Source organism: Kitasatospora sp. NPDC001159 (genome assembly GCF_053598235.1).
The window spans coordinates 71,789-81,451 of sequence record NZ_JBSFJV010000020.1 but is presented as its reverse complement, the minus strand read 5'-3'; the positions used below and the strand labels follow the sequence as shown (position 1 = coordinate 81,451).

Here is a 9,663-nt window from a genome sequence, read left to right as displayed (position 1 = left end):
TGGCGGGGATCGGACATCCAGGTCCCGCGCGCTACCCGATGCCGCGGACGGCGACCGTACGGGCCTGGCCGTCGCGCAGCCGGTAGGACAGGCCCACCACGGCCACCCGTCCCTCGGCCACCCGGGCGGCCAGCAGCTGGGAGCGCTCCAGCAGCAGGTCCACGGTCTGGCGGATGTGCTCGTCCACGATCGCGTCCGGGTCCTCGATGCCCGCCGCCCGCGCGGACAGCACGCTCGGGGTCACCCGCTCCACCACGTCCCGCACGAAGCCGCCCGGCAGCCGTCCCTGCTCCAGGGAGTCCAGCGCCGCCGCCACCGCGCCGCAGGAGTCGTGCCCGAGCACGACCACCAGCGGGCAGTCCAGCACGGCCACCCCGTACTCGATGCTGCCCAGCGCCTCCGCGCCGGTCACATGGCCCGCGGTGCGCACCACGAACAGGTCACCCAGGCCCCGGTCGAAGATGATCTCGGCGGCCAGCCGGGAGTCCGAACACCCGAACAGCACCGCGAAGGGCTTCTGCACCGGGGCGAGCGCCGCCCGGTGCCCGGCGTCCTGGTTGGGGTGCTCGGGGCTGCCGGCGACGAAACGGGTGTTGCCCTCCAGCAGCACCCGCAGCGCCTCGCCGGGGTCGGACACCGGGCCGGATATCGGAGAGGAGATCATGCCTGCACCCTAGAACGCCGCTGGCAGGGGCTGCCTGCCGGGGGCGGCCGGGGGCCGGCCGCCCGGCGCAGGGCCAGGACGGTGACGTCGTCGCGGCTGCGCCCGCCGCTCCACAGGCGGGCGCGGCGGTCGAGGGCCTCGGGCAGGGCGGCGGCCGGGGCGGCGGCGAGGTCGGCCAGGCCCCGGTCGGCGGGGTAGAAGGCGCCGGAGGCGTCCTGGGCCTCGGTGATGCCGTCGGTGAGCAGCACCAGCACGCAGTCCTCGGGCAGCGCGAAGCGCTCCACCGCCCGGGGCTCGCCGGTCAGGGCGGCCAGGCCCAGCGGGAGGCCGGCGCGCAGCGGCACGGCCTCGACGCGGCCGTCGGCGCGTCGCAGGTAGGGGGCGAGGTGGCCGCAGTCGACGGCCCGCACGTCGGCGCCGCGCCGCACGCACAGCACGGTGGCGGTGACGAAGCGCTCCAGGTCGCCGCTCTGCACCGCGTAGGCGTTGTGCCGCTCGACCGCCGCGTCCAGGGCCTCGGCGACGGCGGTCAGCTCCGCCTCGCGGAAGGCCGCCTCCCTGAAGGCGCTCAGCACCGCGAAGCCCGTGCCGATCGCGGGCAGGCCCTTGCCCTGCGCGTCGCCGACCAGCACCCGGGTGCCGTGCGGGGTGTCGGCGACGTCGTACAGGTCGCCGCCGACCACGGCGTCCTCCTCCACCGGCCGGTACAGCCCGTACAGGTCCACCTCCGGGGTACGGGCCGGCAGCGGGCGCAGCAGCTGGCGCTGCAGGGCGACCGCGCTCTGGCGTATCCGGAACAGCTCGCGCTCGCGCCGCACCCGCCGCGCGCACAGGGCGACCACGGTGGCCTCGGCGGCGGCCACGCCCACCAGGGTGCCCAGACGGGCCGACAGGTCCGAGGGCGGGTACGGCGCCGAGTGGACCACGACCACGGCGGTCACCCGCACCGAGACGGCCACCGTTTGCGCGACGGTGCCCAGGCCCGCCAGCAGCGCCGGCAGGAACACCAGCAGCAGTACCAGGCGGGAGCGGGTGCCGCTGGCCGCCTGGACGAGCAGCACGGCGGCGGTGGCGGCCAGCACGCCCAGCGCCACCGCCCGGTTGCCGGGCGCGCGCGGGGCGCCCTGCTGGTCGCTGGTGTCCACCCTGCCGCCCTCTCCGCCGCCGGCCGTCCCTCCAGGGTCGGCGGCGGAGAGGGGCGGGCGCCAACGGGCTGCGCCGTGCGGGGGAGGGGACGGCTGTCGGAGGGACTCGGTACGGTGGCTGGTGTGTCCTCCCGTGCGCCCCGCGTCTCCCGTGTACCGCTGGCCGATCTGGTGCGGCTGCGCCGGGCCCGTGACCGGATGGACCGCGAGTACGACCAGCCGCTGGACGTGCCGGCGCTGTCCCGTACCGCGCTGATGTCGCCGGGGCACTTCTCGCGCAGCTTCCGCGCCGCGTACGGGGAGACCCCGTACAACTACCTCATGACCCGCCGGATCGAGCGGGCCAAGGCGCTGCTGCGGCGCGGGGACCTGAGCGTGACGGAGGTGTGCATGGCGGTGGGCTGTACCTCGCTGGGCTCGTTCAGCACCCGCTTCACCGAGCTGGTGGGCGAGAGCCCGAGCGTCTACCGCTCCCGCGACCACGCCGACGGCGAGCCGATCCCGGCGTGCATCGCCAAGATCCGCACCCGCCCGGTGCGGCGTACGGAGGCGAAGGGCGGGCCCTCTCCCGTAGCTTGACGGGTATGAGCATCGAACTCGCCCAGTGCTTCATCGCCGTCGACGACCATGACAAGGCGCTCGCCTTCTACCGTGACGTGCTCGGCTTCGAGGTGCGCAACGACGTCGGCTTCGAGGGGATGCGCTGGGTGACGGTCGGATCCCCCGACCAGCCCGGCGTGGAGATCGTCCTGGAGCCCCCGCTGGCCGACCCGCACGCCTCCGAGGACGACCGCCAGGCCGCCGCCGAGCTGCTGGCCAAGGGCCTGCTGCGCGGGGTCATCTTCCGCACCGACGACTGCGACGCCACCTTCGAGCGGATCCGCGCCGCCGGCGCCGAGGTGCTGCAGGAGCCGATGGACCAGCCCTACGGGGTGCGCGACTGCGCCTTCCGCGACCCGGCGGGCAACATGCTGCGCTTCAACCAGCCGCGCGCGAATTAGCCGTCAGCTCCCGGCCGTCGGCCGTCCCAGGCGGTGGAAGACCAGCCAGGCCTGCACCCCCTGGGCCAGGGCCACGGCCGGGAGCACCGACCAGGGCAGCAGGCCGGCCAGGGCGAGCGGGGGCAGCGCGAGCGCTGCGACGGCGAGGACGGGCAGGGTGCTCAGCAGGCTGACGCGCAGCCGGACGTGGTGGGACATCGGGATTCCTCGGGGCGCGGCGGCGGTCATGAGTGGCGGGCCTGGCGGGCGTGGTCGAGGAAGGTGCGCAGGTCGGCCCAGGCGTCGGCGGGGGTGGTGGGGTCGCCGGACATGGCGGCCGGGTCCTCGCGCCAGGCGGTGCGCACGGCGGCGGACAGGGTGGTGTCGCCGCCGCTGAAGAGGCGGGAGAGCTCGTCGAGGCGCTCCACGATGCGGCGCACCCGGGGGTCGGCGGGGTCGGCGCCGGCGGTGCGCAGGTCCTCGGCGCGGCGGTAGAGCTGGGGCCATTCGACCTCCAGCAGGTAGTGGGCGGCGGGGCCGAGGGCGGCGGCGTGGTCGGCGAGGGCGTGCAGCTGGTCCTCGTCGAGGTGGCGGCGCAGGGCCTCGTCGGCGCCGGGGCCGGTGGCACCGACGGCCTGGAGCAGGCGCAGCAGGTCGGCGGTGCCGGGGGAGCGTTCGGCGCGGAGTTCGGTGTGCAGGTGGGTGAGGCGCTCGCGCAGGGTGTGCAGGGCGGCGAGGGAGGCCTCGGTGGCGGCCAGGTGCTCGCGCACCAGCCGCAGCGGGTCGACGCCGGCGTCCAGGCAGGTGGCGATGGTCTCCAGTCCCAGGCCCAGGCGGCGCAGGGCGAGGATCTGGTAGAGGCGCACCACGTCCTGCTCGGTGTAGGCGCGGTGGCCGGAGACGGTGCGCAGCGAGGGGCTGAGCAGGCCGATCCGGTCCCAGTGGTGGAGGGTGCGTACGGTCAGGCCGCTCGCCTCGGCGAGCGGGCCGACCTTCCAGGTCTGTGCGGAGGAGGTCATGGCACGAGCATCCCTCCTGACGTCGCGTGAGGTGCAAGCCCCGGGGTCGGGCGGGGGTTCGGATGCCGGCTCAGGCACGGGCGGGCAGCGGGTAGTCGGGCAGGACGATGTCGCCGGCCTTGGCGAACTGGGCGGCGATGATGGTGCGCAGCGGCCAGCGGCCCATCCAGCGCATGGAGGCGGCGCGCAGGCGGATCATCAGGGCGGTGTCGGGGGCGTAGCCGTTCATGCCGCCGGGCGGCAGCTCCTGGGCGCGGGCGACGTAGGGGCGCATCTGCTCCTCGTAGCGGGCGAAGGCGGCGGCGAAGTCGCCTGCGGCGGCGGCGAGTTCACCGGCCAGCAGGTAGCCGCCGACCAGGGCCAGGCTGGTGCCCAGGCCGGTGAGCGGGCTGGGGCTGTAGCCGGCGTCGCCGAGCAGGACGACGCGGCCGCGGGCGTAGTGGTCGAGGTGGATCTGGCCGTAGGAGTCGAAGGCGAAGTCCTGGGCGGTGGCCATCCCGGCGAGCAGGCGGTCCACCTCCCAGCCGGCGCCGGCGAAGCGCCCGGCGAGCAGCCGGCGCTGGGCGGCGCCGTCGCGGCGGTCGAGGGTGAGCGGTTCGGAGCGGAAGCCCAGGGAGGCCTTGACCTCGCCGGGCAGCCGGCCCGGGCGGGCGGCGGCGACCAGGCCGCCGGGCGCGTTGTACATCAGGAACCAGCTGTCGAGGTCGCGGGCGAGCGCGGGGTCGTGGACGGTGAACCAGGAGTGGTAGCCGCCGACCGGGCGGTAGTGGTCCTGCTCGGGGCCGAAGGCCAGGCTCCGGACGACGGAGTGCAGGCCGTCGGCGCCGACGACGAGGTGGAAGCGGCGGACGGGGGCGTTCTCGAAGTGGACGGTGACGCCGTCGGCGTCCTCGGCGAGGGCGGTGATCGTGTCGTCGTAGAGGTACTCGACGCCGTCGGTGGCCTGCCGGAGCAGGTCGGCGAGGTCGCCGCGCAGGATCTCGATCTCGGAGACGATGCCCTCGCCCTCGAACAGTTCGACGGGCATCCGGGCGATCTGCTTCCCACGGCGGTCGACCAGGGCGATGCCGCGCTGCTCCACGCACAGCGCGCGGGTCCGCTCCATCAGGCCCATCCGTTCGACGACGGTGCGTCCGGCGCCGCGCAGGTCGACGGCCTGCCCGCCGGGACGCGGGCCGGGGGCGCGCTCGACGACGACGGGCTTGAAGCCGTGACGGCGCAGCCAGTAGGCGAGGGCGGGGCCGGCGATGCCGGCGCCGGAGATGAGGATATCGGGATTCTCCATGCCCGCAACCGTACGCCGTACGCATTGCGCTCAACAAGGCTTGTAATGCGGTTATTTGAGATCAATGCACTAGTGCACTAGGGTGCTTCGGAGGTGCGGCGGGGGCGGTTGCCCAGCGGTCGCGCGGGCTTTGCGCAGGCCGGCGCCCCCGAAGGTGCACTAGTGCGCGGCGGGCCCCGCGCGGTGCGGGATCAGTACAGGAACGGCGGCTCGGGCAGCCCTGGAGCCGGGGCGGGGGAGCGACCCATCAGCCAGGCCAGCAGGACGTGCTGCGGGGCCCGGGCGGTCGGCGCGTCGGCCGCCGGGGCGCCGAGGTCGAACGCCGCGCCGGTGTCGGCGGCGCGCAGACGCAGCGCGGGGGCATCCGGGCGGGCGGCGAGGGCCGAGGCGACCCGGGCGAGCATGGCGCGGACGAAGTCGGACGGCCAGTGGTCGGGCGTGAAGCCGGCATCCTGGTCGACGTGGTGGACCAGCACCTCGCACAGCCGCGCGTCCGCCGCCCGCGCGGCGGGCCGCTCCTGACCGCGCGCCCACCGCACCGGGTGCTGCCACGCCCCGGGCGGCATCCGGCGGTACTCGGCCTCGAAGGCGGCCGCGGAGGCCCGCAGGTCGGCCAGCAACCCGGCCGCGCCGCGCCCGGCCCCCGCCTCGATCCCGGCCTCCCGCGCCGCCAGGCTCGGGTACTCCGGGACCGGCACCCCGGTGCGCGCCCAGGACAGCAGATTGCGCCCGCCGTCGGCGTTGCGCGCCAGGTGCGTCAGCACATGGGCGCGCGACCAGCCCGGCAGCAGCGAGGGCCCCCGCACGTCGACGTCGGTCAGTCGCCCGGCGGTGCGCAGCAGGTGCCCGGTGGCGGCGCGGATCCGCTCCAGCCCGGCTGCCGGGTCGAAGGGCGGCTCCTGGTGCCCGCCCGCGGGGTGTCCGTCCATGGACAGGAGGGTAGGCCGCCCGGGGCCGCCTCGCCCCCGTTCGGACATCAGAGTTGACTCAATCCCGAACAGTTCGTGCCCCCCGGAGCTCGACGGACACCTGTGGCCCACCGCCGAGCACTACTTCCAGGCCCACAAGTTCGCCGGCACCCGCCACGCCGACCTCGTGCGCCGCGCCCGCACCCCGCTGCGCGCCGCCGAGCCCGGCCGCTGCGCCGCGACTGGGAGCGGGTCCGGCACTATGTTGATCGCGTCGACCGAGAGGGGGGTGGGCCGGAGGATCTGAACTCTTGGGCGCAGACCCCCGCAACACCCCCCCGCAGATGTCCCGCATGCGGGCACACCGCCAAGGAGAACCGGCCCACACAAGACACCTTCCACTGCGTCAGCTGCGGCCACCGGGCCCACGCCGACACGGTGGGAGCCGTCAACGTCCTACGGGCCGGGCTGGTCCGTCGCGACACCCGGAAGGGTCAGCGAGAAGCCCCCGGCCCAGCCGGGGAAGGAGTCACCAGGGTGTGCAGCAGGTCCTCGCCCAGGCTCAGGCCGGCCTGCGACTCGTCCGGCAGGCCGTAGTCGCGGTACCACTCCGCGGGCGCCTCCGGGTGCGGGCCGCTGACCGCGACCCGCCCCGCGCCGTAGGGGGCGACCACGGCGGCGGCGCGGTCGTTGGTGTAGCGGGCCACCACGTCCACGTCCGGGCCGTCCACGTCGAAGTACGGGCCGTCCTGGAAGTACATCCGCTGCGGGCGTCCGCGCCAGGTGACCTCCACCAGACGGTCCCGGTCGTCGGTGACGGTGGCGCCGCTGGAGCTGATGTACTGGCCGGAGTCGCCCGGCAGGAGGCCGTAGCCCGGGTCCTCGCCGGCCAGGTAAGCGCCCATGCACAGGCCCAGGTAGTGCCCGCCGCCGCGCACGTAGGCGCGCACCAGCTCCGGGGAGAAGCCCGGGTCGCGCTTCAGAAGGCCCCAGGCGGTGGTCACCTCCTGACCGCTGGTGCCGCCCGGCTGCACGTACAGGGCGGCTCCGGTCAGCGCGTCCGGGCCGAAGCCCGTCTCCTCGTCGGGGCCGATGTAACGCACCGTGAAGCCGTCGTGCTCCAGCATGTCGTGCGCCGCCTCCGGGCAGCCGTCGCAGGCCGCCGGGCCCCGGTAGACCAGGGCGAGCGGACGGCCGCCCGGGGCCGCCGGTGCGGGCGTGCCCTTCAGGGCGCTGTCGCCGTTGCCGTAGTCGCCCTCGTCGCCGCTGGACGGGGGCGCACCGCAGGCCGACGCCACCAGTACCGCCGCCACCGCCAGTGCCGCCGCACTGCGCCGCAGCCCAGCCCTCATGACCCGCACTCCCGCTGCCTCCCCAGGCCTCCACCGCACGCCGCCACGACGCTACGTCCCATCAGTACCGCGGCGCACACCGGCTCCCACGATCGGGTGAATACCGGTTCGGCGCTTGACACCCGGGGCGGGGCGGGGTGGGGGCGGGGTGGGGGCGCCAGGCCTGCGACCATGGGCCCGTTCGCGCATCGAGCAGGGGGACCGCATGGAGCTACGGCAGCTGCGCTGCTTCGTCGCCGTCGCAGAGGAACTGCACTTCGGCCGGGCCGCCGAGAAGCTGCTGCTCGGCCAGCCCGCCGTGAGCCAGCAGGTCCGGCGGCTGGAACGGGAGTTGAAGGTCGAGTTGTTCGACCGCTCGCCCCGGTACGTCCGGCTGACCCCGGCCGGCGAGCGCTTCCTGCCCGCCGCCCGGGACGTCCTGGCCGCCGAGGACGCCGCCCGCGCCCTCGCCGCCGACCTGGCCGCACCCGCCGCGCTGCGCCTCGGCACCGTCACCGGGCTGGGCGAGCGGCTCGACCTGATCCTGGACACCTACCGGCGCCGGGCCCCCGACGTACGCGTCGAGCTCCACTCCACTCCGGTACGGGAACGGCTCGCCCGGCTGGCGGAAGGCCGCCTCGACGCCGCCTTCGTACGCGGTGCCGTCGCCGAGAACAGCGCTGAACTCCGCTTCCTGCCCGTCTGGCAGGACGAGTTGGTGCTCGCGCTGCCCGCCCGGCACGCCCTCGCCGACCAGCCCGAGGTCGACCTCGCGGACCTCGCCGCCCTCCCGCTGCGGCTGACCGAACGCCGCAACCACCCGGCGCTGGTGGACCTGGTGACGGACGCCTGCGCGCGGGCCGGATTCCAGCCGATCCTCGGCCCGGCCCACAGCTCCCTGCAGGACACCCTGGCCTCGATCGGCTCCGGAACCCCGACGTGGACGGTCGTGTACGCCGCCAACGCCCGGATGGTCAACGCCCACCGGATCGCCTTCCGCCCCTGCCGGACCCCGCTGGCCCTGCCGACCTCGATCGCCGTACGGCGCTCCGCCCCGATCCCCGGGCTGCTCCTGGAAGCCTGCCGCCAAACGGCCCCGACCTGGGATGATCAGGATTCGTGATCGCTGCAAGAGCGAATCGGGTCTGGGTGCGGGCGGCTTGATCGGGTGGACTGTTCCCAGCCGGAGAACCCGGCAGGAAAGGCCGGCAGGAAGCCCGGTAGGAACCCCCGGTTAGGAGCCGAAGATGCCGATCGTCACCATTCAGCAGGGCCCGCGCGAGGTCGAGCAGAAGCGCGAGCTGGTCAAGCGGATCACCGAGGCCTTCACGCAGACGCTGGAGGTGCCCGCCGAGAGCGTGTACGTGTGGATCCAGGAGTACCCGGCGGAGAACTGGGGCGCGGCCGGCAAGCTCACCGCGGACCGGTAGCCGGCCACGGTGAGTCCGGCCGGCCAGGGCCCGCGAGGCGGGCCCTGGCCTCGCTCAGCCCCGCCGCAGTGCCGTCACCACCGCCGACAGGTCCTGCTCCGCGATCGACGGGTCCGCCAGCAGCACCTCCCGCGCCGCCGACAGCACGCGGCCGCCGCCCGCCAGAGCGAGGTCCTTGGCGGCCAGGCGGACGGGGAAGTCCGACACCGTGCTGTGCGCCCGGGCCACCACCCCCGCGAGCGGCCCGGACGCCAGCACCTCCGCCGCGACGTCCTGCGGAACGCCCAACTCATCGGCCACCGCCAGCACTTCGCCCACCGCCGTGACCGAGGCGACGATCGCGCTGATCACCACCACCTTCAGCGCCGCCCCCGCACCCGGGCCGCCGCAGTGCCGCACCCGGCCGAGGTGCTCCAGGACGGGCCGGGCGCGCTCCAGGTCGGCGTCCTCGCCGCCCGCGTACACGACCAGGTCCCCGCTGGCCGCCGGTCCCACGCTGCCCATCACCGGGGCGTCCACCATGCCCACCCCGTCCGGCAGTTGGGAGCGCAGCTCGGCGACCGCGCGCGGGCCGACCGAGGACATGTCGATCCACAGCGCGCCCGGAGCCAGTTCGGCCGTGAACTGCCCGGCCACCTCGGCCACGGCCGCCGGGTCGGACAGCATGGTGACCACGACGTCCGCGCCGGCCACCGCCTCGGCCGCGCTACCGGCCTCGGCGAGGCCGTCGGCACGGCCGGGGGAACGGTTCCAGACGGTCAACGGGTAGCCGGCGGCGGCGAGACGACGGGCCATCGGCTGCCCCATCCGGCCCAGGCCCAGAAAAGCGATCTTCTCCATGTCCACCACGCTAGGCAGCCGCAAGCCAGGCGACAAACGAATGTCTCGCATGATAGCCATG

The 9,663-nt window shown here is 75.1% G+C and carries 13 protein-coding genes; 5 read left to right on the top strand and 8 right to left on the bottom strand.

The genetic code is table 11. The annotated features are described in order from the left end of the window. Positions 1-31: 31 nt before the first annotated feature. On the bottom strand, positions 32-664 hold the full coding sequence (locus ACWC9T_RS13450; RefSeq protein ID WP_449821176.1) for a carbonic anhydrase: 633 nt from the start codon (positions 662-664) through the stop codon (positions 32-34). Further along, positions 661-1,809, bottom strand: coding sequence for a PP2C family protein-serine/threonine phosphatase (locus ACWC9T_RS13445; protein WP_449821175.1), 1,149 nt, complete (start codon positions 1,807-1,809; stop codon positions 661-663). The genes ACWC9T_RS13450 and ACWC9T_RS13445 overlap by 4 nt, the downstream gene beginning before the upstream one ends. A 198-nt stretch (positions 1,810-2,007) precedes the next feature. Between ACWC9T_RS13445 and ACWC9T_RS13440 the strand changes: the two genes are divergently transcribed. Both ACWC9T_RS13440 and ACWC9T_RS13435 read left to right on the top strand, forming a co-directional pair. Next, positions 2,008-2,388: a helix-turn-helix transcriptional regulator gene (locus ACWC9T_RS13440; RefSeq protein WP_449821206.1), complete on the top strand. Its 381-nt coding sequence runs from the start codon at positions 2,008-2,010 to the stop codon at positions 2,386-2,388. A gap of 5 nt (positions 2,389-2,393) precedes the next feature. Beyond that, entirely contained in the window at positions 2,394-2,810 is a 417-nt protein-coding gene (locus ACWC9T_RS13435; RefSeq protein WP_402948911.1) for a VOC family protein, read from the top strand. 3 nt (positions 2,811-2,813) lie between these two features. Here the strand turns inward: ACWC9T_RS13435 and ACWC9T_RS13430 are convergent, their stop codons facing one another. From ACWC9T_RS13430 to ACWC9T_RS13415, 4 genes are all read right to left on the bottom strand, one after another. Continuing rightward, a complete protein-coding gene (locus ACWC9T_RS13430; protein WP_449821174.1) occupies positions 2,814-3,008 on the bottom strand; it encodes a hypothetical protein in 195 nt (64 codons plus the stop codon). 26 nt (positions 3,009-3,034) lie between these two features. Then, complete coding sequence (locus tag ACWC9T_RS13425; protein WP_449821173.1) at positions 3,035-3,808, bottom strand: MerR family transcriptional regulator; 774 nt, start codon at positions 3,806-3,808, stop codon at positions 3,035-3,037. A gap of 70 nt (positions 3,809-3,878) precedes the next feature. Then, entirely contained in the window at positions 3,879-5,093 is a 1,215-nt protein-coding gene (locus tag ACWC9T_RS13420; protein WP_449821172.1) for an FAD-dependent monooxygenase, read from the bottom strand. Between the two features lie 191 nt (positions 5,094-5,284). Next, the gene (locus ACWC9T_RS13415; RefSeq protein ID WP_449821171.1) at positions 5,285-6,022 is read right to left on the bottom strand and encodes a maleylpyruvate isomerase N-terminal domain-containing protein; all 738 of its coding nucleotides are present in this window, start codon (positions 6,020-6,022) and stop codon (positions 5,285-5,287) included. Positions 6,023-6,097: 75 nt separating this feature from the next. Here ACWC9T_RS13415 and ACWC9T_RS13410 point away from each other — a divergent pair, with 75 nt between their 5' ends. Further along, entirely contained in the window at positions 6,098-6,598 is a 501-nt protein-coding gene (locus tag ACWC9T_RS13410; RefSeq protein WP_449821170.1) for a zinc ribbon domain-containing protein, read from the top strand. Here ACWC9T_RS13410 and ACWC9T_RS13405 read toward each other — a convergent pair. Then, entirely contained in the window at positions 6,496-7,353 is an 858-nt protein-coding gene (locus ACWC9T_RS13405) for a BPL-N domain-containing protein (RefSeq protein WP_449821169.1), read from the bottom strand. The two genes, ACWC9T_RS13410 and ACWC9T_RS13405, sit on opposite strands and share 103 nt — an antisense overlap. 205 nt (positions 7,354-7,558) lie before the next feature. On the opposite strand from ACWC9T_RS13405, the gene ACWC9T_RS13400 reads away from it, so the two are divergent. Continuing rightward, a complete protein-coding gene (locus tag ACWC9T_RS13400) occupies positions 7,559-8,455 on the top strand; it encodes a LysR substrate-binding domain-containing protein (protein WP_449821168.1) in 897 nt (298 codons plus the stop codon). Positions 8,456-8,579: 124 nt separating this feature from the next. After that, positions 8,580-8,762: a 4-oxalocrotonate tautomerase DmpI gene (gene dmpI, locus ACWC9T_RS13395; RefSeq protein WP_449821167.1), complete on the top strand. Its 183-nt coding sequence runs from the start codon at positions 8,580-8,582 to the stop codon at positions 8,760-8,762. Between the two features lie 54 nt (positions 8,763-8,816). Here dmpI and ACWC9T_RS13390 read toward each other — a convergent pair whose 3' ends face one another. Next, entirely contained in the window at positions 8,817-9,602 is a 786-nt protein-coding gene (locus ACWC9T_RS13390; RefSeq protein ID WP_449821166.1) for an NAD(P)-dependent oxidoreductase, read from the bottom strand. Between the last annotated feature and the right edge of the window lie 61 nt (positions 9,603-9,663).

Coding starts and splice junctions, on each gene's coding strand:
- ACWC9T_RS13405 (WP_449821169.1), bottom strand. CDS start 7,353: ATGAGGGCTGGGCTGCGGCGCAGTGCGGCGGCACTGGCGGTGGCGGCG.
- ACWC9T_RS13435 (WP_402948911.1), top strand. CDS start 2,394: ATGAGCATCGAACTCGCCCAGTGCTTCATCGCCGTCGACGACCATGAC.
- ACWC9T_RS13430 (WP_449821174.1), bottom strand. CDS start 3,008: ATGTCCCACCACGTCCGGCTGCGCGTCAGCCTGCTGAGCACCCTGCCC.
- ACWC9T_RS13420 (WP_449821172.1), bottom strand. CDS start 5,093: ATGGAGAATCCCGATATCCTCATCTCCGGCGCCGGCATCGCCGGCCCC.
- ACWC9T_RS13440 (WP_449821206.1), top strand. CDS start 2,008: ATGGACCGCGAGTACGACCAGCCGCTGGACGTGCCGGCGCTGTCCCGT.
- ACWC9T_RS13415 (WP_449821171.1), bottom strand. CDS start 6,022: ATGGACGGACACCCCGCGGGCGGGCACCAGGAGCCGCCCTTCGACCCG.
- ACWC9T_RS13450 (WP_449821176.1), bottom strand. CDS start 664: ATGATCTCCTCTCCGATATCCGGCCCGGTGTCCGACCCCGGCGAGGCG.
- ACWC9T_RS13400 (WP_449821168.1), top strand. CDS start 7,559: ATGGAGCTACGGCAGCTGCGCTGCTTCGTCGCCGTCGCAGAGGAACTG.
- ACWC9T_RS13425 (WP_449821173.1), bottom strand. CDS start 3,808: ATGACCTCCTCCGCACAGACCTGGAAGGTCGGCCCGCTCGCCGAGGCG.
- ACWC9T_RS13390 (WP_449821166.1), bottom strand. CDS start 9,602: ATGGAGAAGATCGCTTTTCTGGGCCTGGGCCGGATGGGGCAGCCGATG.
- dmpI (WP_449821167.1), top strand. CDS start 8,580: ATGCCGATCGTCACCATTCAGCAGGGCCCGCGCGAGGTCGAGCAGAAG.